The organism is Streptococcus sanguinis, assembly GCF_003943735.1.
GTDB lineage: Bacteria > Bacillota > Bacilli > Lactobacillales > Streptococcaceae > Streptococcus > Streptococcus sanguinis_E.
This window is the reverse complement of the sequence record NZ_RJMV01000012.1, coordinates 20,692-43,021: the sequence shown is the minus strand read 5'-3', so window position 1 is coordinate 43,021 and position 22,330 is coordinate 20,692. Positions and strand designations below refer to the sequence as shown.

General features: G+C 42.6%; 26 protein-coding genes. 21 read left to right on the top strand and 5 right to left on the bottom strand.

The window, feature by feature from the left end; genetic code table 11:
- Positions 1-64: 64 nt before the first annotated feature.
- The 6 genes from D8877_RS10475 (at position 65) to D8877_RS10450 (ending at position 5,749) form a co-directional block, all read left to right on the top strand.
- Entirely contained in the window at positions 65-1,225 is a 1,161-nt protein-coding gene (locus D8877_RS10475; protein WP_002894677.1) for an ABC transporter substrate-binding protein, read from the top strand.
- 245 nt (positions 1,226-1,470) lie between these two features.
- Positions 1,471-2,340: a branched-chain amino acid ABC transporter permease gene (locus D8877_RS10470; protein WP_002897070.1), complete on the top strand. Its 870-nt coding sequence runs from the start codon at positions 1,471-1,473 to the stop codon at positions 2,338-2,340.
- Between the two features lie 3 nt (positions 2,341-2,343).
- A complete protein-coding gene (locus tag D8877_RS10465; RefSeq protein WP_002894679.1) occupies positions 2,344-3,297 on the top strand; it encodes a branched-chain amino acid ABC transporter permease in 954 nt (317 codons plus the stop codon).
- The gene (locus D8877_RS10460) at positions 3,297-4,061 is read left to right on the top strand and encodes an ABC transporter ATP-binding protein (protein ID WP_125341015.1); all 765 of its coding nucleotides are present in this window, start codon (positions 3,297-3,299) and stop codon (positions 4,059-4,061) included. Before D8877_RS10465 ends, D8877_RS10460 begins: the two co-directional genes overlap by 1 nt.
- Positions 4,061-4,771, top strand: a complete 711-nt coding sequence (locus tag D8877_RS10455; RefSeq protein WP_002894681.1) for an ABC transporter ATP-binding protein — start codon at positions 4,061-4,063, stop codon at positions 4,769-4,771. Before D8877_RS10460 ends, D8877_RS10455 begins: the two co-directional genes overlap by 1 nt.
- Positions 4,772-5,092: 321 nt before the next feature.
- Entirely contained in the window at positions 5,093-5,749 is a 657-nt protein-coding gene (locus D8877_RS10450) for a CBS domain-containing protein (RefSeq protein WP_111675469.1), read from the top strand.
- A 35-nt stretch (positions 5,750-5,784) separates the two neighbouring features.
- On the opposite strand, the gene D8877_RS10445 is transcribed toward D8877_RS10450, so the two are convergent.
- Positions 5,785-6,672: a YitT family protein gene (locus tag D8877_RS10445; protein ID WP_111675470.1), complete on the bottom strand. Its 888-nt coding sequence runs from the start codon at positions 6,670-6,672 to the stop codon at positions 5,785-5,787.
- Between the two features lie 313 nt (positions 6,673-6,985).
- Between D8877_RS10445 and tmk the strand changes: the two genes are divergently transcribed.
- From tmk to nth, 8 genes are all read left to right on the top strand, one after another.
- The gene (gene tmk, locus D8877_RS10435) at positions 6,986-7,624 is read left to right on the top strand and encodes a dTMP kinase (RefSeq protein WP_111675471.1); all 639 of its coding nucleotides are present in this window, start codon (positions 6,986-6,988) and stop codon (positions 7,622-7,624) included.
- Positions 7,621-8,511, top strand: coding sequence for a DNA polymerase III subunit delta' (locus D8877_RS10430; RefSeq protein WP_111675472.1), 891 nt, complete (start codon positions 7,621-7,623; stop codon positions 8,509-8,511). The genes tmk and D8877_RS10430 overlap by 4 nt, the downstream gene beginning before the upstream one ends.
- A 24-nt stretch (positions 8,512-8,535) precedes the next feature.
- Positions 8,536-8,853, top strand: a complete 318-nt coding sequence (gene yabA / locus D8877_RS10425; protein ID WP_002894690.1) for a DNA replication initiation control protein YabA — start codon at positions 8,536-8,538, stop codon at positions 8,851-8,853.
- Positions 8,854-8,855: 2 nt separating this feature from the next.
- Complete coding sequence (gene rsmI, locus D8877_RS10420) at positions 8,856-9,722, top strand: 16S rRNA (cytidine(1402)-2'-O)-methyltransferase (protein WP_111675473.1); 867 nt, start codon at positions 8,856-8,858, stop codon at positions 9,720-9,722.
- A gap of 260 nt (positions 9,723-9,982) precedes the next feature.
- Positions 9,983-11,074: a 3-phosphoserine/phosphohydroxythreonine transaminase gene (serC, locus tag D8877_RS10415; RefSeq protein ID WP_125341012.1), complete on the top strand. Its 1,092-nt coding sequence runs from the start codon at positions 9,983-9,985 to the stop codon at positions 11,072-11,074.
- Positions 11,075-11,086: 12 nt separating this feature from the next.
- Positions 11,087-12,262 (top strand): 3-phosphoglycerate dehydrogenase family protein, encoded by a 1,176-nt coding sequence (locus tag D8877_RS10410; RefSeq protein ID WP_125341011.1) that lies wholly within the window; start codon positions 11,087-11,089, stop codon positions 12,260-12,262.
- Between the two features lie 135 nt (positions 12,263-12,397).
- The gene (locus D8877_RS10405) at positions 12,398-12,751 is read left to right on the top strand and encodes an arsenate reductase family protein (RefSeq protein ID WP_125341010.1); all 354 of its coding nucleotides are present in this window, start codon (positions 12,398-12,400) and stop codon (positions 12,749-12,751) included.
- Between the two features lie 94 nt (positions 12,752-12,845).
- The gene (gene nth / locus D8877_RS10400) at positions 12,846-13,475 is read left to right on the top strand and encodes an endonuclease III (protein ID WP_125341009.1); all 630 of its coding nucleotides are present in this window, start codon (positions 12,846-12,848) and stop codon (positions 13,473-13,475) included.
- Positions 13,476-13,502: 27 nt separating this feature from the next.
- Here the strand turns inward: nth and D8877_RS10395 are convergent, their stop codons facing one another.
- The gene (locus D8877_RS10395) at positions 13,503-13,889 is read right to left on the bottom strand and encodes a bleomycin resistance protein (RefSeq protein ID WP_011837298.1); all 387 of its coding nucleotides are present in this window, start codon (positions 13,887-13,889) and stop codon (positions 13,503-13,505) included.
- Positions 13,890-13,900: 11 nt separating this feature from the next.
- Positions 13,901-14,728: an exodeoxyribonuclease III gene (locus tag D8877_RS10390; RefSeq protein WP_125341008.1), complete on the bottom strand. Its 828-nt coding sequence runs from the start codon at positions 14,726-14,728 to the stop codon at positions 13,901-13,903.
- A 141-nt stretch (positions 14,729-14,869) separates the two neighbouring features.
- Between D8877_RS10390 and D8877_RS10385 the strand changes: the two genes are divergently transcribed.
- Entirely contained in the window at positions 14,870-15,325 is a 456-nt protein-coding gene (locus D8877_RS10385) for a DUF3290 family protein (RefSeq protein ID WP_002903222.1), read from the top strand.
- On the top strand, positions 15,322-15,954 hold the full coding sequence (locus D8877_RS10380) for a DUF421 domain-containing protein (protein WP_002909170.1): 633 nt from the start codon (positions 15,322-15,324) through the stop codon (positions 15,952-15,954). Before D8877_RS10385 ends, D8877_RS10380 begins: the two co-directional genes overlap by 4 nt.
- A 49-nt stretch (positions 15,955-16,003) precedes the next feature.
- Here the strand turns inward: D8877_RS10380 and D8877_RS10375 are convergent, their stop codons facing one another.
- Positions 16,004-16,537: a DUF805 domain-containing protein gene (locus D8877_RS10375; RefSeq protein ID WP_124766077.1), complete on the bottom strand. Its 534-nt coding sequence runs from the start codon at positions 16,535-16,537 to the stop codon at positions 16,004-16,006.
- A gap of 207 nt (positions 16,538-16,744) precedes the next feature.
- Entirely contained in the window at positions 16,745-17,071 is a 327-nt protein-coding gene (locus D8877_RS10370) for a DUF805 domain-containing protein (RefSeq protein ID WP_002909172.1), read from the bottom strand.
- Between the two features lie 245 nt (positions 17,072-17,316).
- Here D8877_RS10370 and metG point away from each other — a divergent pair, with 245 nt between their 5' ends.
- The 5 genes from metG to lacA all read left to right on the top strand — a co-directional run bounded on the left by metG (position 17,317) and on the right by lacA (position 22,319).
- Complete coding sequence (gene metG / locus D8877_RS10365) at positions 17,317-19,314, top strand: methionine--tRNA ligase (protein ID WP_125353277.1); 1,998 nt, start codon at positions 17,317-17,319, stop codon at positions 19,312-19,314.
- Positions 19,315-19,714: 400 nt separating this feature from the next.
- Complete coding sequence (locus D8877_RS10360) at positions 19,715-20,476, top strand: hypothetical protein (protein ID WP_185760217.1); 762 nt, start codon at positions 19,715-19,717, stop codon at positions 20,474-20,476.
- Between the two features lie 5 nt (positions 20,477-20,481).
- A complete protein-coding gene (locus D8877_RS10355) occupies positions 20,482-20,667 on the top strand; it encodes a hypothetical protein (protein WP_125353272.1) in 186 nt (61 codons plus the stop codon).
- Positions 20,668-20,929: 262 nt separating this feature from the next.
- On the top strand, positions 20,930-21,685 hold the full coding sequence (locus tag D8877_RS10350; protein ID WP_125353270.1) for a DeoR/GlpR family DNA-binding transcription regulator: 756 nt from the start codon (positions 20,930-20,932) through the stop codon (positions 21,683-21,685).
- Positions 21,686-21,893: 208 nt separating this feature from the next.
- Positions 21,894-22,319 carry a galactose-6-phosphate isomerase subunit LacA gene (lacA, locus tag D8877_RS10340; protein WP_032908103.1) on the top strand — a complete coding sequence of 142 codons (426 nt, stop codon included), beginning with the start codon at positions 21,894-21,896 and terminating at the stop codon, positions 22,317-22,319.
- The last annotated feature ends 11 nt before the right edge of the window (positions 22,320-22,330 follow it).

Below are 22,330 nucleotides of genomic sequence, written 5' to 3'. Positions count from 1 at the left end.
ATTGTCAGATAATTCGATATATTCTTACTATATCATCAAATAAATCACTTAAGGAGATTTCCGAATGAAGAAAAAATTTGCACTATCCCTAGTAGCTTTTGCTAGTGCAGCCCTTCTCGCAGCTTGTGGAGAAGTATCCAATAACAACTCAACAGCAACTGGTACAGAAATTGGCGATACGATTAAATTTGGTTTTAACTTTGAAGAATCAGGTGAAGTAGCAGCCTACGGTACAGCTGAACAACATGGTGCTCAGTTGGCCGTTGATGAAATCAACGCTGCTGGTGGCGTAGATGGCAAGAAGATTGAAGTTACTGATAAGGATAACAAATCAGAAACAGCTGAAGCATCTACCATCACTACTAGCTTGGTTACCCAAAGCAAGGTAAATGCAATCATTGGCCCTGCGACTTCTGGAGCTACAGCTTCAGCTACTGCAAATGCTGCTAAAGCAGGTGTACCAATCATTACACCAAGTGCGACACAGGATGATCTGACCAACAAGCAAGATTATCTTTACCGAGCAACTTTCATTGATAGCTACCAAGGTAAAATCATTTCTAAGTATGTTACTGATAACTTGAAAGCTAAGAAAGTCGTTCTTTACTACGACCAATCTAGTGACTACGCTAAAGGAATGGCGGATGCCTTCAAGAAGGAATTCAAGGGTGAGATTGTAGCAACAGAAACCTTCCAATCCAAGGATACAGACTTCCAAGCTGCTTTGACAAAGATTAAGGGTAAAGAATTTGACGCTCTGGTTGTTCCAGGTTACTATACTGAAGCTGGTAAAATTGTCAATCAAGCGCGTGGTTTAGGTATTGACCAAACAATCGTTGGTCCTGATGGCTTTGGTGATGCTAAGTTCGTTGAGCAAGCAACTCCTGCTGCAGCTACAAATGTTTACTATGTATCTGGCTTTACAACTTCTGGTGAAATGTCAGAAAAAGCTAAGAAGTTTATTGAAGCATACAAAGCTAAGTACAAAGAAGAGCCTTCTATGTTTGCAGCTCTGGCATATGACTCTGTTTATATGGCAGCAGAAGCAGCCAAAGGTGCTAAAACTTCTGTAGATATCAAAGACAACTTGGCTAAGCTTAAAGATTTCGATGGAGTAACTGGTTCAATCACTATTGATAAAGATCACAATCCAGTGAAAACAGCTCTGATGATTGGCTTGAAAGACGGTCAAGTAGATACTGTAGAAACAGTTAAAGCGGAATAATAGTTACGAGGCTGGGGCTATCCCAGTCTTTGACTTGTTTTCTATTTCTAGTTGCTTGAGCAAGTTAGTAGATGATTTCTTTCTTTATAAATCTACGGATTTGAAAGAGTATTGTTTTATAATCTATTCTTCTTCGTTTCTCAATCAACTATTATTCGTATTTTGGGAGTGGGATGATAAAATCACGACCTAGTCTGCTGATTTTTGTCCCATTCCTTATTTTATTATAGAAAGAGTGGTATCTAATGCTCCAACAATTAGTCAACGGTCTAATCCTGGGTAGTGTTTATGCGCTTCTGGCTTTGGGTTATACCATGGTTTATGGGATTATTAAGCTGATTAACTTTGCCCACGGCGATATCTATATGATTGGTGCCTTTATGGGTTATTACTTAATTAATATCCTGAAGTTTAATTTTTTCCTTTCTCTCATTTTAGCGATGATTGGGACAGCGATTCTTGGTGTGGTTATTGAGTTTTTAGCCTATCGTCCTCTGCGAAATTCGACTCGGATTGCGGCTTTGATTACAGCCATTGGGGTCTCTTTTCTCCTCGAGTATGGCATGATTTTCTTTGTCGGTGCCAATACCCGTTCCTTCCCACAGGTTATTAAAACAGTACGCTTTAACTTAGGACCGATTTCTATCTCAAATATTCAGTTGCTGATTTTGGGAATTTCTATTTTCCTCATGGTGGCTCTGCAGTTTATCGTGCAGAAGACAAAGATGGGTAAGGCTATGCGTGCTGTATCTGTAGACAGTGATGCTGCTCAGCTGATGGGAATCAATGTCAATCGCACGATCAGCTTCACCTTTGCTTTGGGTTCAGCTCTTGCAGGAGCTGCTGGTGTTCTAATTGCCCTTTATTATAATTCATTGGAGCCTTTAATGGGGATGACTCCAGGTATTAAGTCCTTTGTAGCGGCCGTTCTCGGTGGTATTGGAATCATTCCTGGTGCCGCGCTTGGTGGCTTTGTTATCGGTCTTTTGGAAACTTTTGCGACAGCGCTTGGACTATCTGATTTCCGCGATGCCATTGTCTATGCGATTTTGATTGTCATTCTTCTGATTCGTCCAGCTGGTATCCTTGGCAAAAATGTGAAAGAGAAGGTGTAAGGTATGAAAAAGAATTTAAAGATAAATATTTTCTGGCTTGGCCTTGTCTTAATCGGCTACTTGCTGATGACAGTATTGGTTAGTGCCGGTGTTCTCAATGCGTTTTACATTCAAATCTTAGAGCAGATTGGGATTAATATTATTCTGGCTGTGGGGCTTAATCTCATCGTCGGATTCTCAGGCCAATTCTCTCTTGGCCATGCTGGCTTTATGGCTATCGGTGCCTACGCTGTAGCGATTATTGGCTCTAAATCGCCAACATATGGAGCTTTCTTCATTGCTATGCTGGCTGGAGCTATCATTGCTGGTATTGTGGCTTTGGCAGTTGGTTTGCCAACCCTGCGTCTTAAAGGGGACTATCTTGCGATTGCGACTCTTGGTGTCTCAGAGATTATCCGGATTCTGATTATTAATGGCGGTACTTTGACGAATGGAGCAGCTGGTATCCTATCCATTCCGCCTTTTACGTCTTGGCAGATGGTCTATGTCTTTGTTGTTATCACAACTATTTTGACCTTGAATTTCCTGCGCAGTCCTATTGGTCGCAGCACTCTGTCTGTCCGTGAGGATGAGATTGCTGCTGAGTCTGTTGGGGTTAATACTACTAGAATCAAGGTGACAGCCTTTGTCTTGGGTGCTATCACGGCTTCTATTGCTGGCTCTCTTCAAGCTGGCTTCGTTGGTTCAGTTGTTCCTAAGGACTATTCCTTTACCAACACTATCAATATCTTGATCATTGTCGTTTTTGGCGGTCTAGGATCTATGACTGGAACCATTGTAGCTGCAGTGGTCTTGGGAGTTCTCAATATGTTGCTGCAGGATGTATCCAGCATTCGGATGATTGTCTATTCTTTGGCTTTAATCTTGGTCATGATTTTCCGTCCAGGCGGACTTTTGGGAACATGGGAGCTGAGCCTGTCTAAGCTCTTCAAAAAGAATAAGGAGGTCAAAGAATAATGGCACTTCTTGATGTAAAAAATCTAACTAAAAACTTTGGCGGTCTGACTGCTGTCAGCGATGTGACCTTGGAACTCAACGAGGGCGAGCTGGTTGGTCTGATCGGCCCTAATGGTGCAGGAAAAACGACTCTTTTCAATCTCTTAACGGGCGTTTATGAGCCGAGTGAAGGGACAGTGACACTAGATGGCCACTTGCTCAATGGTAAAGTTCCGTACAAGATTGCTACTTTAGGGCTCGGGCGGACCTTCCAAAACATCCGGCTCTTTAAGGACCTTAGTGTTTTGGATAATGTTCTGATTGCCTTTGGTAATCATCATAAGGCTCATGTGTTGGCTTCCTTCTTCCGCCTGCCAGCCTACTACAAAAACGAAGAAGAACTCAAAGCCAAAGCTTTGGAGTTACTGAAAATTTTTGACTTGGACAAGGAAGCAGAAACCTTGGCTAAGAACCTAGCTTATGGTCAGCAACGTCGCTTGGAAATCGTTCGGGCCTTGGCAACAGAGCCTAAGATTCTTTTCTTGGATGAGCCGGCTGCAGGGATGAACCCTCAGGAGACAGCAGAGCTGACTGCATTGATTCGACGGATTAAAAACGAATTTAACATTACCATCATGCTGATTGAACATGACATGAGTCTGGTAATGGAAGTCACTGAGCGCATCTATGTGCTGGAGTACGGCCGCTTGATTGCGCACGGAACACCTGATGAAATCAAGAATGACAAACGTGTTATTGAAGCTTATCTAGGAGGTGAAGCCTAATGTCCATGCTTAAAGTTGAGAATCTCTCTGTCCATTATGGCATGATTCAGGCTGTCCGTGATGTCAGCTTTGAAGTAAACGAAGGAGAAGTCGTTTCCCTGATTGGTGCCAATGGCGCTGGGAAAACGACCATTCTCCGGACTATTTCAGGCTTGGTTCGTCCAAGTGCTGGTAAAATTGAATTTGTCGGCAATGAAATTCAAAAAGTTCCTGCTCAAAAAATCGTAGCAGCTGGACTTTCGCAAGTGCCAGAAGGACGTCATGTCTTTCCAGGTTTGACCGTTTTGGAAAATTTGGAAATGGGTGCCTTTCTCAAAACAAACCGTGAAGAAAATCAAGCCAATCTCAAAAAGGTCTTTTCTCGTTTCCCACGTTTGGAAGAGCGTAAAAACCAAGATGCTGCAACCCTTTCAGGTGGTGAGCAGCAGATGCTGGCTATGGGACGGGCTCTGATGTCTACGCCTAAGCTTTTGCTCTTGGATGAGCCTTCTATGGGCTTGGCGCCAATCTTTATCCAGGAAATCTTCGATATTATCCAAGATATTCAGCGACAAGGAACTACAGTTCTTTTGATTGAGCAAAATGCAAATAAGGCTCTCTCTATCGCTGACCGTGGTTATGTCCTTGAAACAGGCAAAATCGTTCTGTCCGGAACTGGCCAAGAGCTCCTCGCTTCTGACGAAGTCCGCAAAGCATATCTAGGTGGCTGAAACAATCCGGGGGATTGTTTCAGGTTGCAGATGGGAACTCGCAGTAGCGAGTTTTCTTCAAAAGGTCTGGGAGACATTTTTAGGTTGTGGATAGAAAGTTACGATAGTAACGTAACGTTTTGAAAAGGTCCATTGGACCTTTTTTCTTCTCTTGGATGTTAAGCTAGTATAGTTGACTATTTCCTATCTTCAATTTTTCCAATCGTAGGATTTTTCTAAATTTTGAAAACTTAGGCAAAGAACTTGGAAGCGTTTGAAATCAGCTGTAAAATAAAGTATAATAAGTATAAGAAATACGGATAGGAAGAAGAGGGAACTCTTATGGCAGTTAAAGATTTTATGACGCGTAAGGTGGTTTATATCAGCCCAGATACAACAATTGCTCATGCGGCAGATATGATGCGTGAGCAGAAGCTCCACCGTCTGCCGGTGATTGAGAATGACCAACTAGTGGGATTGGTAACAGAAGGAACGATTGCAGAAGCTAGTCCATCTAAGGCAACGAGTCTGTCCATTTATGAGATGAACTATCTTCTCAACAAAACAAAAGTTGGTGATGTTATGATTCGTGATGTGGTCACGATTTCTCAGTTTGCCAGTCTGGAAGATGCGACCTATCTGATGCTGAAAAATAAGATTGGCATCCTGCCTGTCGTGGACAATGAGCAACTTTACGGGGTTATTACTGACCGTGATATTTTCACAGCCTTCTTAGAAGTATCTGGCTATGGTGAAGAGGGAGTTCGTCTACGCTTTGTCACTGAGAATAAGGTGGGGGTTCTTGAGCAGATTATCCGTCTTCTGGTGGAAGAAAATCTCAACATCTCCAATACCGTCAATATCCCACGCAAGGATGGAAAAGTTGTCATTGAAGTACAATTAGCTGGTAATATAGATACGGCGCTTCTCAAGAAAAAATTTGAAGAGCATGCGATTGAGCTGGCTGAGATTACACATACTGCTGCAAAAGCTTTATAAATAACATAAAAAAGCCTCATCGTTAGATGAGGTTTTTAACGTACAATAGGTTGTTTGTTGGCATCTAAAGTGAAGCCTTCGCCCAAGATCTCATGGGCTTCGGTAATAGTAGTAAAGGCAAATGGATCGACTTGGTTAATGAGTTTCTTCATTTGCTGCATTTCGTTACGGGAAACAACACAGTAGACAATCTGGAGATCCTGCTTGCTATAGAAGCCTTGCCCCTTGAGGTAGGTCACTCCACGATCTAGCTTGTTATTGATAGCTTCAGCCAGTTCTGCCGGTTTGCTGGTAACGATAAGGAATCCCTTGCCGGCAAAGCCTCCTTCTGCAATCAGGTCAATGACTCGCGAGGTGATAAAGACAAACATTAGGGTATAAGACACCATGCGTAGGTCTTTGAAAACAAGGAGAACCAAGGTAATGACCACAAAATCAACAGTCAGCATGAGTTTGCCCATGGAAATGCTCGTATATTTATTAAAGATGCGGGCTACAATGTCAGTACCGCCCGTCGTTCCGCCAGCATTGAAGATGATGCCTAGTCCAATCCCCATAACAATCCCCGTTCCAAGACAGGCTAGTAAGACATCACCGTCCAGAGCTGAGATAAAATAGTTTTGCAGGTGTTTAGAAGCAGGTAAGATTTCAAAAATCTTGAGCCAAGCAGACACAGAGAAAGTCCCTAGAATGCTGAGGTAGAGGGTTCTCGAACCCAGTAGCTTCCATGCAATAATAAAGAGAGGAATGTTAATCACTAGGTTGGTCGTCGAGACAGGGATTTTAAATAGATAGTAGGCAATCAAGGTCAGACCTGTCGCGCCACCTTCATATAAATGAAAGGGAATGACCAAATAATGAATCCCAAAAGAAAAAATTCCAGCCCCCAAAATGATGGCCAGTACGTTTTTTAATTTAAACATAAGATCCTCCTAAATCTGTTTCCAGAAATTTCTTCTGAATATATTTTACCAAAAATTTAGCCTTTATGAAACACTTTGAAAAAATTTTTAAAGTCTTTTCTTATGATGGGCTTTTAGCTTTTTTTTTGGTAAAATAAACAATAGATAAAAAAGAGTGGGATGAAAATAATGAGTTGACGGAGTCAGCTCTTATCAGGCTGCTCAGCAATGTGGACGGACTCTGAAAAGTAGCTTATATCAAGCTTTAAAGCAAGTCTCATCTGCATTTTCTTATAAAGAACAAAAAAATAGAAGTTAGAGATTCAAGGTAAAGATGAAAAATGGTATTTTGATTTCGCTGGAAGGTCCAGAAGGGGCTGGAAAGTCGAGTGTGTTGGAAGCCTTGCTTCCTTTTTTGAAAAATTATGGTACTGGTCTGATTACGACGCGGGAGCCGGGTGGCGTCCAGATTGCAGAGGCTATTCGCGAAGTGATTTTGGATCCTAGTCATACAGCTATGGACGCTAAGACAGAGCTCTTGCTGTACATTGCCAGCCGCCGCCAGCACTTGGCTGAGCGGGTTTTACCAGCTTTAGCACAAGGGAAAATCGTCTTGATGGACCGTTTTATTGATAGTTCAGTGGCCTATCAGGGCTACGGACGGGGGCTGGATGTAGCAGACATTGAATGGCTCAATCAGTTCGCGACAGATGGACTCAAGCCTGATTTGACCCTCTATTTTGATATTGATGTGGAAGAAGGGCTGGCGCGGATTGCTAAGAGTGAAAGCCGAGAGGTGAATCGGCTTGATCTGGAGGGGTTAGACCTGCACCAGCGGGTTCGGCAGGGCTATTTGGCGATTCTTGACAAGGAGCCTGAGCGCTTTGTCAAGGTAGATGCCAGTCAACCTCTGGATAAAGTAGTGGCTGATAGTTTGGCCATCATTCAGGAACGATTTGGGAATCCGTCATGAAGATAAAAGATTTACAGCAAAGCCAGCCTAGCTTGTTTGAGCAGTTTCAGCATATTCTGGAACAGGGACGGCTTAGCCACGCCTACTTGTTTACCGGAGCTTTTGGCAGTTTTGAAATGGCCCAAATCCTGTCTCAGAGTCTCTTTTGCGAGAATAAGCAAGGCGTCTGGCCTTGTCAGTCCTGTCGTTCTTGTCGTTTGATTGCAGAAGAAGACTTTTCTGATGTAACGGTGGTGCGACCGGTTAATAACATTATCAAAACTGATCGAGTTCGGGAGCTGGTCCGAAACTTCTCTCAGAGTGGTCTGGAAGGCAGTCGGCAGGTTTTCATTATCTGCAATGCCGATCGGATGCACGTGAATGCAGCCAATTCCTTGCTCAAAGTCATTGAGGAGCCGCAGAGCGAGATTTATATCTTTCTCCTGACTGCTGATGAACAGCTGATTCTGCCGACGATTCGAAGTCGGACTCAGGTTTATCATTTTTTGAAAAATACAGCTGCTTTGCAGCACAGCTTGGAGCAGGATGGCTTGATTAAAAGTCGAGCGGAGCTACTAGCTGCTTATAGTCAGACTCAGTCAGAAGCGGAAAGCTTGGCTCATAATAATGCCTTTTTTGAATTAGTCGGTGAATGCGAGCGCTTTGTCAAGGATTTTCAGACTCGCTCCAGTCACGCTTTTCTGCAGGTTTCGCGTCTGGCAAAGATGGCTGATGATAAGGAGAAGCAGGAACAGGCCTTCAAGCTCTTGGAAGTGTTATTTTATAAAGAGATAGCAACAGAAAGCGGCCGACAGGCCTTGGAGCAGCTTCTGCTAGCTCGGAAGATGTGGCGGGCCAATGTATCTTTTCAAAATGCTTTAGAATATATGACTTTGAAGGGAAAGTAAAAAGAGGCAGCACAGGAGTATAAAATGGATAAAAAAGACTTATTTGACGCCTTAGATGATTTTTCACAGACGCTTTTAGTGACCCTTGCTGAGGTGGAGGCTGTCAAGAAAAATCTCAAGAGTGTGGTAGAGGAAAATATTGCTCTGCATCTGGAAAATGATAAGCTGAGGGAGCGCTTGGGAGAGGTGGAGAAGGAAGCTCCGACCAAGACCAAGAAAAACCGGGATAATCTGCGTAAGCTTTACTATGACGGCTTTCATGTCTGTACTGATTTCTATGGTCAGCGCCGGGAGAATGACGCAGAGTGCATGTTCTGTGATGAATTGTTATTTAGGGAGTAGCGATGCAGGTTCAAAAAAGTTTTAAGGGCGAAACTGCCTATGGCAAGCTTTATCTGGTCGCAACTCCTATCGGCAATCTGGATGATATGAGTATCCGTATGGTCAATACCTTGAAAGAGGTTGATAGGATTGCGGCTGAAGATACGAGAAATACAGGCCTGCTGCTTAAGCATTTTGGGATTGAGACTAAACAGATCAGTTTTCACGAGCACAATGCCAAGGAGAAAATCCCAGTTCTCTTGGACATGCTTCAAAGCGGAAATGATATAGCCCAGGTTTCAGATGCTGGTATGCCCAGCATTTCTGATCCTGGACATGATTTGGTTCAGGCAGCGCTAGAAGCTGGAATTACTGTAGTGCCAATTCCTGGTCCTAGTGCTGGAATAACAGCCTTGATTGCCAGCGGATTGGCTCCCCAACCGCATATTTTCTATGGTTTTCTACCTAGAAAGGCTGGCCAGCAGAAGGAATTTTTCACTAGCAAAAAATCCTATCCTGAGACCCAGATTTTCTACGAATCCCCTCATCGGGTTTGGGCTACGCTGGAAAATATGTTGGCAGTTTATGGTGACCGCCAAGTCGTCTTGGTGCGCGAGCTGACTAAGATTCATGAAGAGTATCAGCGAGGGCTGATTTCAGAGTTGCTGGCCTATACGGCTGAACATCCGCCTAAAGGAGAGTGTCTCTTGATTGTAGCTGGGGTGGCAGAAGATGCTCAACAAGAAATATCTCAAGAGCAGATCCTAGCTGAAATTGATCTTTTAGTTGAAGCCGGTAGCAAAAAAAATCAGGCCATCAAGGAAGTGGCCAAGAAATACGGCAGGAACAAGAGCGAGCTCTATGCGGTTTATCATGAAAATAAGGATTGATAGCAACTCAGAAATCTCTCAATACAACCAGTTGTCTCTTTTAGAATTGGAAAAAGCGTAACTCAGCTTTTTAGTAAGACTATTTAATCCTGACCTAAACTCAGGATTTTTTTTGTTATCTGGATTAGATAGTTGGTTTTGCTTATCTATATTTCAACAATGTTCGGGAATTGGCTAAAAAAGTGCTAGATTTCTGAAATAAAATAGATATTTTCTAAACTTTGTGATATGATATACAAAATAAATTTTGGAGGTAGGATATGACGATTTACAATTTTTCTGCTGGACCGGCAGTATTGCCCAAGGAAGTCTTGAAAAAAGCTCAGGCTGAGTTTTTAGACTATGCCCAAAGTGGCATGAGTGTGATGGAGCTGTCCCACCGATCCAAGGAATTTGACGATATTATCAAAGAAGCTGAGAGCTTGCTGCGTGAGCTCATGGATATTCCGGACAATTACCGCGTGCTCTTCCTGCAGGGTGGGGCTTCTACTCAGTTTAGCATGATTCCCCTTAATCTAGCACAAGGCGGTAAGGCCTACTACCTAGTAGCTGGCTCTTGGGGAAAGAAAGCTTACACCGAAGCAGTCAAGCTGTCTAAGTTCATTCCTTTTGAGCCCATTCTCTTGGCTTCATCAGAGGATTTAAATTACACGGAAATTCCTTCTTTTGATGAAAAGGAGATTGATCCGCAGGCGGCTTATGTGCATCTGACAACCAATAATACTATCGAAGGAACGTCTATTTATGATCTGCCTGCGACCAATGGCGTGCCGATTGTGGCGGACATGTCTTCTAATATCCTGGCTGCTCAGTACCGAGTAGAGGATTTTGGTTTGATTTATGCTGGGGCTCAGAAAAATATCGGTCCTGCCGGCGTGACAGTTGTCATCATCCGAGAAGACTTGCTGGGTGACGAACCAGTTCTATCTAGCATGTTAGATTACCGCATTCAGGCGGACAATGGCTCTCTTTACAATACACCACCGACTTTTGCCATCTATATGGCCAAACTGGTCTTTGAGTGGGTCAAGGAGCTGGGTGGCGTAGCAGAAATGGAAAAGCGCAATCGTGAAAAATCTGGCCTTTTGTACGACTTCATTGAGCAGTCTGACTTTTATCGCAGTCCAGTCCGTTACAAGGAGCAGCGCTCAGTAGCCAATATTCCCTTTGTGTCTCCTAGCCCAGAGCTGGACGCCAAATTTAACAAAGAGGCTGCAGCAGCGGGATTCAAGAATATCAAGGGGCACCGCAGCGTAGGCGGCATGAGAGCTAGTCTCTACAATGCCTTTCCGCTTCAAGGTGTCAAGGACTTGATTGCCTTTATGCAGAAATTTGAAGAAGAAAATTCTTAAGAGAGGGAAACTATGGTCTTTAGTGTCAAAACCTTTAACAACATCAATCAAATCGGGCTTAAGGAGCTGGGCAATGCTTTTCAGATTGACGGAGACAAGTCTGACAATCCAGATGCTTATATCCTCCGCAGTCAAAACCTGCATGGACAGGAATTTCCGAGCAAGCTCAAAGCCATTGCGCGGGCAGGTGCAGGAACCAATAATATTCCGGTCGACCAGGCAACAGCTCAGGGGATTGTAGTCTTCAATACGCCAGGAGCTAATGCCAATGCGGTGAAAGAAGCGGTCTTGGCTTCTATTCTTCTGTCTGCCCGTGACTATATCGCAGCTAACAGTTGGGCTAACGACCTTTCTGGAGATGATGTTCCTAAGCAAGTGGAAGCTGGTAAGAAGCAGTTTGCTGGGACAGAGATTGCAGAGAAGACTTTGGGAGTCATTGGGTTAGGAGCTATCGGCGGCCGTATTGCTAACGATGCCTATCGTCTGGGAATGAATGTCCTGGGCTATGACCCTTATGTATCCATTGAAACAGCTTGGAATATCTCTAGCCATGTCAAACGGGTAGCAGATATTAAGGAAATCTTTGAGAAGAGTGATTATATCACTATCCACGTCCCTCTGACTGAGGATACACGCGCTACTTTTGATCAGGCTGCTTTTGGTCTTATGCAAAAGGGAACAACCCTCATCAACTTTGCCCGTGGCGAGCTGGTGGACAATGCTGCCCTCTTTGAAGCCTTGGAAACAGGTGTTATCAAGCGCTATATCACAGACTTTGGTGTAGAAGAGCTGCTCCGTCATCCGCAGATTACAGTCTTTCCGCATCTGGGTGGCTCGACAGAGGAAGCTGAGCTCAACTGTGCCATTATGGCTGGGAAAACCATCCGACGTTTCATGGAAACAGGAGAGATTATCAACTCAGTGAATTTCCCTAATGTCCGTCAGGCTCTCTCAGCACCTTATCGGATTACCCTGATTAACAAAAATGTACCGAATATTGTGGCTCGGATTTCAACAGCTGTTAGTGATTTAAATATCAATATTGACAATATCATCAATCGTTCCAAAGGCGATTATGCCTATACTTTGCTGGATCTGGATGAGTCGGACGAAAGCAAGATTCAGGAGCTGGTTGATAAATTTGAGAATAGCGACAATATTGTGCGCGTGCGTTTAATTAAAAAATAATCGAAAAATAGAGGTGTTTCTCCATGGAATGCGTCAGTACCAGCCGATGAGCCTTTCGCTTGTCGGCTTTTTCTAATGAGTCTCGGCTTGACAAGAAGGAGCTAGCTGGGCTATCATAGGGACGGAGGAAAAACAATGTTACAATTTATCGAATACCCAAAATGCTCTACCTGCCGCAAGGCCAAGGCCGAGCTCAATCAATTAGGAGTGGACTTTGAAGCGGTGGATATTGTCCAAAATACACCTAGCCGGGAGCAGCTCCTAGACTGGATCCAGAACTCGGACTTTGAGCTCAAGGCCTTTTTCAATACTAGCGGTCTCAAATACCGTGAGCTAGGGCTCAAAGAAAAGGTGCCACATTTCACAGCCCAAGAAGCTGCAGATTTACTGGCTACGGATGGCATGCTGATTAAAAGACCGCTTCTGGTTCGAGATAACCAAATCTTGCAGATTGGCTACCGGAAGGCTTATGAAGAGTTGGGGTTGTAAAGTATTAAGAACAGCTGCTTTCTCAATCATGATTTTTGGATGCTTCTTCCTTTCATGATATAATAAATCTATCTCAATCTTAGAAAGAAGAATCATGGTTTTATCAAAAAAACGGGCTCGTCATGTGATTGAAGAAATTATTGCTCTTTTCCCTGACGCTAAGCCCAGTCTGGATTTTCGCAATCACTTTGAGCTTTTGGTAGCGGTCATGCTGTCGGCTCAGACGACAGATGCTGCGGTCAATAAGGCAACGCCGGCTCTGTTTGAAGCCTATCCAAGTCCTCAAGAAATGGCTGCGGCTGGTGAAGCAGACATTGCTAAATACATCTCCCGCCTAGGACTCTATCGCAACAAGGCCAAGTTTTTGAAGAAATGCGCCCAGCAACTTTTGTACGACTTTGACGGTCAAGTACCACAAACGCGGACAGAATTGGAAAGTCTAGCTGGTGTTGGTCGCAAGACGGCCAATGTAGTCATGAGTGTGGGCTTTGGTATTCCAGCCTTTGCTGTCGATACTCATGTGGAGCGCATTTGCAAACACCATGATATCGTTAAAAAGTCGGCAACGCCACTGGAAGTAGAAAAGCGAGTTATGGATGTCCTTCCACCGGAACGTTGGCTGCCGGCTCATCAGGCCATGATTTACTTTGGACGGGCTATCTGTCATCCTAAAAATCCCGAGTGCGAGCACTATCCGCAACTTTATAACTTTAAAGATAGTTAAAAAGCGAGGTCAGATGACTTCGCTTTATTATTCACTAAATCTTAAAAAATAACCATCTGGATCCAAAATCGCAAATTCATGGGGATAAATAAAACTATCTCCCACTCGAAATTCTCTTTTTGTCAGGGGACGATGGATAGGATAGTCAGCTTCCAGCAGTTTTTGGTGGAGCTGAGGAACATCCGCAATGCCAAAGGAAATATTGACACCGCGCCCGAAAGGATAGGTCAGCTGAGCTAATTCTTCTGCGCTGCCTTCTTCTAGCATAAGTTGGCAGTCTTCAAGCGAGAGGAAGAGAAATTTCTCCTCTGGACGCTCGTATTCGACAGAGAATCCTAGCAGGTCGCAGTAGAAGTGGCGTGATTTTTTGATGTCAGATACTACAAATTCAGGAATGACAGCTTGATAGTCCATTCGTTTTCTCCTTAGAGTTCAATCTCCATGACAATGGGTGTGTGGTCTTGGCGCGCACCGGAGTCAATCATATCAGACTTAGTCACCTTGTCAGCCACTCGGTTGCTGGTCAGCCAGTAGTCGATTCTCCAGCCTGTATTGTTGATTTTAGAAGTCTTGCTGCGCTGCGCCCACCAAGTGTATTGGTTAGGAATATCGCCGTGTAAGTGGCGGAAGGTGTCGGTGAAGCCTTTAGCCAGCAGGTTGGTGAAGCCAGCACGTTCTTCGTCGGTAAAGCCTGGTGAACGGCGGTTGCTTGCTGGATTGGCCAAGTCGATTTCCTTGTGGGCCACATTATAGTCGCCAGTAGCGAGGACTGGTTTTTGTCCATCTAGTGTTGCCAAATATTCAGCATATTTGGCATCCCAGACTTGACGGTCATCCAAGCGTTTGAGTCCATCGCCAGCATTGGGCGTATAAACTTGAGTGACAAAGAAACCGTCAAATTCAAGCGTAATGATGCGGCCTTCGACATCCATGGTTGACGGAGCGCCGATTTCAGGGAAGGTTACGGTTGGCGTCAGTTCTTTTTTGTAGAGGAACATGGTTCCTGCATAGCCCTTACGTGCTGGCTCTTGGGAGGAGCGCCAGGTGTTTTCATAGTCTGGGAAAAGATTTGTCAAAATCTCCAGGTGCTTTTTAGTCGGACCTGTTGCAGACAGTTTTGTTTCCTGAATGGCGATAATATCTGCGTTTTCAGCTTGCAAGGTCTGAAGAACAGCCTGAGAGAGCTGAGCGCGGGCAGAATCACTGGTCAATGCAGCGTTGAGAGAGTCAATGTTCCAAGAGATGAGTTTCATAAAATTTCCTTTTCTAGTAAAATTTACTGAGTTTATTATAACAAAATTTAGGGCTGATTTATAGCAAAGTGATTGTAAGAAAGCTTGAAAAATAATGAAAATTTTTCTATAATTATCCTAGAAAAATAGAGGGAAGAAACCATGAAATTCTATTCTTATGATTATGTTTTGAGTCAGATTAGCCAGCAAAACTGGGTGACAGTTGCACTTTCTGTCTTGCTTCTGCTTGTGACAGGATTTTTTGCTTTTAAGGCCTATCGCAATAAGCGTGATTCAAAATTTCGAGAACTAGCCATCATCTCTGTTTTGGCCTTGGTGGCCATGGTCTTGATTGGTATTAGTAATTTTCAGACTGACCAAGCCTCTAATAACCAGTTTCAAACCTCTCTGCATTTTATTGAGGTTATTTCAGAAGACTTGGGAGTCGATAAGTCGGAGGTCTATGTCAATACTTCAGCCGCAACTGATGGAGCGATTTTGAAGGTCGGAAAGAATTTTTATCGGGCTATGAGTGGCAGTGAGCCGGATAAATATCTCCTTGAAAAAATTGACTTGCATAAGACGACAGATATCGAAATAGTGGAGGTTGAAAAATGACATTGAATTTTCTTGAAATCCTAATTAAGCTAGCACTGGGACTTTTCTCACTGGTTTTTGTTATCAATGTGACCGGAAAAGGCAATCTGGCGCCAAATTCAGCGATCGACCAGATTCAAAACTATGTCCTTGGTGGTATTATCGGTGGGGTGATTTATAATAGCTCTATTAACATTCTTCAGTATGCAGTCATTCTCATCATGTGGACTATCTTGGTCTTGACCCTAAAGTGGCTCAATAACAATGTCCGTGCGGTTAAGCATTTGATTGATGGCAAGCCGACAACGTTGATTCAGCATGGGAAATTGAGTCCCGAAGCCTGCCGTTCTGTTGGTCTTTCAGCAGCAGATGTAGCTTTGAAGCTGCGCAGCCAAGGTATTTTCCAGCTCAAGCAGGTCAAACGGGCAGTTATAGAGCAAAACGGCCAGCTGATTATTGTACAGGCTGGTGAAGAGAATCCTAAATATCCCCTTATCACAGATGGTGTTGTCCAAATTGATATTCTGGAGTCTATTGATAAAACAGAAGAGTGGCTGGTGGAGAGATTAGCTAAAGACGGATACACCGATATTTCGAATATCTTCATCGCTGAGTATGAAAGCGGCAACTTGAATGTTGTGACCTATTGAGAAAATCTTGCAAAGAGAAAGCCATTCCAGAAGTGGAATGGCTTTTGCTTTATTCAAATGGACTTTGCTCGTTTTCAGGTGATGCAAAGTTTTGTTGAGGATTAGGCTGATTTTGATAGGGGTTCTGATTAAATTGCTGACCTTGATAATTTTGCTGGTTTTGATAAGAATTTTGGCCAAATTGTTGTTCTTGATAATTCTGATTATTATAGAAATTATTAACAGCAGGTTCATATTTAGTAGGCTGGCAATAAAATACCAACAGAATTAAACGACCCACTAATGGGACTAAGTACAATAAGATAAGTGCCCAATGATAGCCACCATCCCGCAAGCGACGGACTTGAATAGCGAGAGAGGGAAGTATAGTCGCAATAAAATAAACCACTATTAAACCTGCTAAGGTGTTAGATAAGGCTCCTCCAATCTCAGAGTTCAAAACTGTTTCAATCACAAGAGCAATGCAAAGTATTAGAATCATTACTAAAAAATGGCAGAGAATAGGCCACCAAAAATCTGGGCGATTTGAGCGACCGGTGAAGTCTACATAGCCCTTCCAAAACTTTTTATATGCATCAATCATATTAAAAATCCTTTTATTATTTAGTGTACTATATTTGGCTTATATTTGCAAGTTTTCAGAAAATACAGGGTGTTTTAGTGAAATAGTGTAACATAAAAACCAACCTGTTTGCACTACCCCCCAAAAGTTAGACACAAAAAATCTAACTTTTGGGGGCAGTACAGTTTGGGTTGGTCTGATTATCAGAAAGTGATTAATGTTAATTTTTTAGTATTCTGAAGGTTGACAGTGGAGGAAGAGTAGAATGAAATTACCAATAACTGGAATAAAAGATACGAAGATAAAAGCCCAATGGTAACCCGCATCTCTCAGACGGCGTATGGACAGAGATAGATTTGGAATGATAGTAAAGAAACCATAAATCTGAATTAGCGATAGAAGAGGGGCTGCTTCCTCTCCAACCATAAGTAAGAAAATTAAAGATAAGACAGCTATCAACATATTGGCAAATACAGCCCACCAATAATCTGGGCGATCTGACCGCCCAGCGAAGTCAAAAGCTCTCCGCCAAAAATCAAGATATGCATAAATCATAATAATCTCCTAAATAATTTTATTTATCTTATTATATTATAAATCACTAAATATTGCAATTTAATTTTTGTTTTTAGAAGTACATCCATTTTCACCGTTGCTTAACAGATACATCCAGGTTAGCAATCCATTGTTTTATTTTTCAAATGGTGATAAAATAAAGTGTTGAAGTTTGCGGTTTATCTGCTTGATAAATGGCAATTTCCGAATAAAAAGAGGTCTCATTTGCCTCCTAAGGAGAAATCATGTCTGAAAAGAACTTTTATATTACAACCCCTATCTACTATCCGAGCGGTAAGCTCCATATCGGTTCTGCCTACACAACTATCGCATGTGATGTCTTAGCACGTTACAAACGCCTTATGGGCTACGATGTCTTTTATCTGACTGGTCTTGATGAGCATGGCCAAAAGATTCAACAAAAAGCAGAAGAAGCTGGTATTACACCACAAGCCTATGTTGATGGCATGGTAGTTGGAGTTAAAGAACTCTGGCAATTACTGGATATCTCATATGATAAATTTATCCGTACCACAGACGATTACCATGAAAAAGTAGTGGCTCAAGTCTTTGAACGTTTGCTTGCTCAAGATGACATCTACTTGGGTGAATATTCAGGCTGGTATTCGGTTTCTGACGAGGAATTCTTTACTGAAAGCCAGCTGGCAGAAGTCTTCCGTGATGAAAATGGAAAGGTAACCGGCGGAATTGCGCCATCTGGACATGAAGTGGAGTGGGTATCAGAAGAGTCTTATTTCCTCCGTCTCAGCAAGTACCAAGACCGCTTGGTAGAATTTTTTAAATCTCATCCAGACTTTATCACACCAGACGGACGTCTCAATGAAATGCTGAAAAACTTCATTGAGCCTGGCCTGGAAGACTTGGCCGTATCTCGGACGACCTTTACTTGGGGCGTGCCGGTGCCATCCAATCCTAAACACGTTGTCTACGTTTGGATTGATGCTCTGCTCAACTATGCGACAGCTCTTGGCTACGGTCAGGAAGACCATGCTAACTACGATAAATTCTGGAACGGAACAGTCTTCCACATGGTGGGCAAGGACATTCTGCGCTTCCACTCTATCTACTGGCCAATCCTGCTCATGATGCTGGATATTAAGCTGCCCGACCGCTTGATTGCTCACGGTTGGTTTGTCATGAAGGATGGTAAGATGTCCAAGTCTAAGGGTAATGTGGTCTATCCGGAAATGCTGGTAGAGCGTTATGGTTTGGATGCTCTGCGTTATTACCTCATGCGCAGTCTTCCGGTGGGATCTGATGGAACATTCACACCTGAGGACTATGTGGGTCGTATCAACTATGAGTTAGCTAATGACCTAGGCAACTTGCTCAACCGTACGGTTTCTATGATTAACAAGTACTTTGACGGTCAGGTGCCAGCCTATGAAGAAAATGTGACAGACTTTGACGGAGCTCTGGCTCAGGTGGCATCTGAATCCATCGCTGACTACTACAAACACATGGATGCAGTTGACTACCCACGTGCTCTGGAAGCAGTCTGGACTCTCATCTCCCGCACCAATAAATACATCGATGAAACAGCTCCTTGGGTTCTGGCAAAAGATGAAGCTAAGGTAAAAGAGTTGGCAGCAGTTATGAGCCACTTGACAGCGAGCCTTCGTGTTGTGGCACACATGATTGAGCCTTTCACGATGGAAACGAGTAAGGCTGTCCTCAGTCAACTAGGCTTGCCTCAAGCTGCGTCTCTGGAAAATCTAGCAATTGATCAGCTCCCATCAGGTCTGAAAGTTGTAGAAAAAGGAACACCAATCTTCCCGCGTCTCGATATGGAAGAAGAAATTGCCTATATCAAAGAACAAATGGAAGGCAACAAACCTGAGGTTGAAAAAGAATGGAATCCAGAAGAAGTCGAGCTCAAACTTAACCGCAAAGAAATCAAGTTTGACGACTTCGATAAGGTGGAAATCCGTGTCGCAGAAGTCAAAGAGGTGTCTAAAGTTGAAGGCTCGGATAAGCTTCTTCAGTTCCGCTTGGATGCAGGAGACGGTGAGGACCGCCAAATCCTCTCTGGTATTGCTAAATACTATCCAAACGAGCAAGAACTGGTCGGTAAGAAAGTCCAAATCGTAGCTAATCTCAAACCACGTAAGATGATGAAAAAATATGTTAGCCAAGGGATGATTCTATCAGCCGAGCACGGCGACCAACTGACTCTCCTTACTGTGGACGAAAATGTCCCAAATGGAAGTTTGATTGGATAACAATTTTTGATCTAATGACGATCCCCCAGCAGGAGGCTGCTGGGGGATTTTTGTATTTGGAAATTAAAAAGGTATGGTGTGTGATTGAGAAAAGAATTATTAGTCAAAAACATTTAAATAACTGTCAGTACATTGACAAAGTTGACAAGTTGTAGGATAATTGGCTTGTAGATTTACTTTTATCTATTAAATTATTTTAGGAGAATTATTTATGGCTTTTTGGGATGATGTTGTTAAAGGAGCTGGTGACTTAGCCAATGGGACTGTTAAAGCAGTAGGAAATGGTTTTAATGCTACTACTAAAGCTGTCGGAGATGTTGCAGGGAGCGCTAGTAAAGAGATTGATAAGGTGGTTAATGGAGCTAAGGGTAAATTTGATGCGAAGCCAGAAGAAGTGGCCATGCAAGTCTTAGAGCAAGTATCCAAGCTTCCAGTAGTTAAAGTTGATAGAAATCAATTTTTAATGGATAAATTTGGCAAAGGTTTAAGTCAAGATGAAGTAGGGAAATTATTAGCTGATGGTCCTGTAAATATTGTTTCCAAGGATAAATTGGACAAAGCTGCAAAGGCTTGTATTATGGATAATGTCCTATTATCAAGTGGAGCTTCTGTTCTTGCTGGTTTACCAGGAGGAATTGCTATGGCTGTGACCATACCAGCAGATGTTGCTCAATATTATGCCATGGCTTTAAAATTAGCTCAAGAACTAGGTTATATCTACGGCTTCCAATATCTGTGGTCTGAAAAGGATAAATTAACAGAAGAAGCCCAAAATACGTTGCTATTGTATCTGGGTGTTATGTTAGGTGTCTCTGGAACAGGTGCGTTACTGAGAGCTGGAGGCGTGGCGATTGGAAAACAGGCACTCAAGTCAATTCCACAAAAAGCTTTAACAAAAACCTTGTATTATCCAATTTTGAAAAAAGTATTAAAGGTTTTCGGTATCAGTCTTACAAAGGGAACATTTGCTAAAGGAGTTTCCAAAGTTCTTCCAGTTGTTTCAGGGGTTATTTCAGGAGGTATCACTTTTGCTACTATGAAACCAATGGGGGAAAACTTGCAAAAAGAACTTTCTAAAATGATTGATTATAATGAAGAACAATATGAAAAAGATGTTAAATCAATCCGTAAAGAAGCTGAAGTAATTGAAGATGAGGAATAATTCAATTGTTAAAATTTATTATGAAAGTCTTTGGTTTCCAAGTATGGGCTAAAGGTATGAACAAAATATCTAAAGATTTGAATAAACCTAAGGAAATGTCTGTTGGAAAGGCTCTGTTCTATTCATTTACCTTTCCAAAAATGATTGGAATGTTTAATTGGATATTAAAGATGAATGACAAGGATAAGTAAAATTTAATCAAGTCTTCTCACTTGCTTTCAATTTTAATTGGCTGCTTAGGCAATATAAACTTTCTTTCCAAAATCAGCCTTAGTAATCTACATAGTGATTATTCAGAATAGAAATAAGCCTCAAGATAATCATCTTGAGGTTTTTCTAATGTCTTATATTATGTCGCAAACCCTCAATTTTGTTTAAAACAAACAAAAAATATGGAAAAAAACAGAAAAATGAGTTATAATAAACAAAACTAGAGTGTAGAGAGGGAATAGTATGGGTAAAAATCAGAGACAGGATGAAGTAGTAAAACTGGTTGATCGAGCTGGGACAGTGACGGTTGCTGAGATTGTAGAGAGTATGAAGGTCTCCGACATGACGGTTCGACGGGACTTGATTGAGTTGGAAAGTAAAGGGCTGCTGACTCGTGTTCACGGTGGGGCTAAAAGTAATCAGCACCTCAAGTATAGAGAAATCCCTCATGAAGAGAAGCTTTATCAGAATATCGAGGCAAAGCGGACTGTTGCCAAGAAGGCTGTGGAGCTGATTGAAGATGGCGATACTATTTTTCTTGGACCAGGGACTTCTGTGGAAGTGCTGGCTGAGGAAATCAGTAATCATCATCTGCGCGTGATTACCAACTGCCTTCCGATTTTTCATGATCTTCTGAAGAAGAAGTCGGATACCTTCAAAGTCTTTCTCTTGGGTGGGGAGATGCGGGAAGCGACTCAAGCCTTTGTCGGCGAGATGACCAATGCCATCATGGACAAGATGTATTTTACCAAGATGTTTTTCAGCGGCAATGGTATCAAAAATGGTCAGATTATGACTTCTTCTTTTGAAGAAGCCTACACCCAGAAGCTAGCTTTGGAGCGCTCGACAGAGACATATCTACTGATTGATTCTTCTAAGATTGGCAAGGAAGATTTTACCTCTATCTGTCCTTTGTCGGAGATTACAGCTGTTATCACGGACCAGATGTCTGAAAATGCTCAGGAAGAACTGGAAGTTTATACCAAGATTATTTCCTAGTTTATTTTAAATGGATGAAAAAATTATCAAAAAGCTCTTTTTAGGGCTTTTTTTGTTTATTTTAATCATCTTTAAAAATATTTTGATTAAAATAAACAAAAATCTGTTGACAAATAACTTTTAAAGGAGTATAGTATGCTTATAGGAAACAGAAAGTGTTTTTTATAAACAATATTCTGTGCAAAAAATCAAACAAAGGAGAATGCTCATGGCAATTATTATTGGAGCAGATACTGCTGGAAGTAAGCTGAAAGATGTGGTCAAGGATTTTCTCGTCGGAGAAAACTTTGAAGTGGTCGATGTGACGAAAGAAGGTCAAGATTTTGTTGATGTGACCCTTGCAGTTGCGGCTGAGGTGAATAAACAAGAGGAAAATCTTGGTATTGTCATTGACGCTTATGGGGCTGGTCCATTCATGGTAGCGACCAAAATCAAGGGCATGGTAGCGGCGGAAGTCTCAGATGAACGCTCTGCCTACATGACTCGCGGCCATAACAACTCTCGCATGATTACGATGGGAGCTGAAATCGTTGGTGAAGGTCTGGCTAAGAACATTGCCAAAGGCTTTGTCAATGGTAAATACGACGGCGGCCGTCACCAAATCCGGGTCGACATGCTCAACAAGATGTGCTAAGAAAAGGAGAA

Excerpts from the sequence above, each read along its gene's own strand:
- D8877_RS10475 (WP_002894677.1), top strand. The coding sequence starts at position 65 with ATGAAGAAAAAATTTGCACTATCCCTAGTAGCTTTTGCTAGTGCAGCC.
- D8877_RS10470 (WP_002897070.1), top strand. The coding sequence starts at position 1,471 with ATGCTCCAACAATTAGTCAACGGTCTAATCCTGGGTAGTGTTTATGCG.
- D8877_RS10465 (WP_002894679.1), top strand. The coding sequence starts at position 2,344 with ATGAAAAAGAATTTAAAGATAAATATTTTCTGGCTTGGCCTTGTCTTA.
- D8877_RS10460 (WP_125341015.1), top strand. The coding sequence starts at position 3,297 with ATGGCACTTCTTGATGTAAAAAATCTAACTAAAAACTTTGGCGGTCTG.
- D8877_RS10455 (WP_002894681.1), top strand. The coding sequence starts at position 4,061 with ATGTCCATGCTTAAAGTTGAGAATCTCTCTGTCCATTATGGCATGATT.
- D8877_RS10450 (WP_111675469.1), top strand. The coding sequence starts at position 5,093 with ATGGCAGTTAAAGATTTTATGACGCGTAAGGTGGTTTATATCAGCCCA.
- D8877_RS10445 (WP_111675470.1), bottom strand. The coding sequence starts at position 6,672 with ATGTTTAAATTAAAAAACGTACTGGCCATCATTTTGGGGGCTGGAATT.
- tmk (WP_111675471.1), top strand. The coding sequence starts at position 6,986 with ATGAAAAATGGTATTTTGATTTCGCTGGAAGGTCCAGAAGGGGCTGGA.
- D8877_RS10430 (WP_111675472.1), top strand. The coding sequence starts at position 7,621 with ATGAAGATAAAAGATTTACAGCAAAGCCAGCCTAGCTTGTTTGAGCAG.
- yabA (WP_002894690.1), top strand. The coding sequence starts at position 8,536 with ATGGATAAAAAAGACTTATTTGACGCCTTAGATGATTTTTCACAGACG.
- rsmI (WP_111675473.1), top strand. The coding sequence starts at position 8,856 with ATGCAGGTTCAAAAAAGTTTTAAGGGCGAAACTGCCTATGGCAAGCTT.
- serC (WP_125341012.1), top strand. The coding sequence starts at position 9,983 with ATGACGATTTACAATTTTTCTGCTGGACCGGCAGTATTGCCCAAGGAA.
- D8877_RS10410 (WP_125341011.1), top strand. The coding sequence starts at position 11,087 with ATGGTCTTTAGTGTCAAAACCTTTAACAACATCAATCAAATCGGGCTT.
- D8877_RS10405 (WP_125341010.1), top strand. The coding sequence starts at position 12,398 with ATGTTACAATTTATCGAATACCCAAAATGCTCTACCTGCCGCAAGGCC.
- nth (WP_125341009.1), top strand. The coding sequence starts at position 12,846 with ATGGTTTTATCAAAAAAACGGGCTCGTCATGTGATTGAAGAAATTATT.
- D8877_RS10395 (WP_011837298.1), bottom strand. The coding sequence starts at position 13,889 with ATGGACTATCAAGCTGTCATTCCTGAATTTGTAGTATCTGACATCAAA.
- D8877_RS10390 (WP_125341008.1), bottom strand. The coding sequence starts at position 14,728 with ATGAAACTCATCTCTTGGAACATTGACTCTCTCAACGCTGCATTGACC.
- D8877_RS10385 (WP_002903222.1), top strand. The coding sequence starts at position 14,870 with ATGAAATTCTATTCTTATGATTATGTTTTGAGTCAGATTAGCCAGCAA.
- D8877_RS10380 (WP_002909170.1), top strand. The coding sequence starts at position 15,322 with ATGACATTGAATTTTCTTGAAATCCTAATTAAGCTAGCACTGGGACTT.
- D8877_RS10375 (WP_124766077.1), bottom strand. The coding sequence starts at position 16,537 with ATGATTGATGCATATAAAAAGTTTTGGAAGGGCTATGTAGACTTCACC.
- D8877_RS10370 (WP_002909172.1), bottom strand. The coding sequence starts at position 17,071 with ATGATTTATGCATATCTTGATTTTTGGCGGAGAGCTTTTGACTTCGCT.
- metG (WP_125353277.1), top strand. The coding sequence starts at position 17,317 with ATGTCTGAAAAGAACTTTTATATTACAACCCCTATCTACTATCCGAGC.
- D8877_RS10360 (WP_185760217.1), top strand. The coding sequence starts at position 19,715 with ATGCAAGTCTTAGAGCAAGTATCCAAGCTTCCAGTAGTTAAAGTTGAT.
- D8877_RS10350 (WP_125353270.1), top strand. The coding sequence starts at position 20,930 with ATGGGTAAAAATCAGAGACAGGATGAAGTAGTAAAACTGGTTGATCGA.
- lacA (WP_032908103.1), top strand. The coding sequence starts at position 21,894 with ATGGCAATTATTATTGGAGCAGATACTGCTGGAAGTAAGCTGAAAGAT.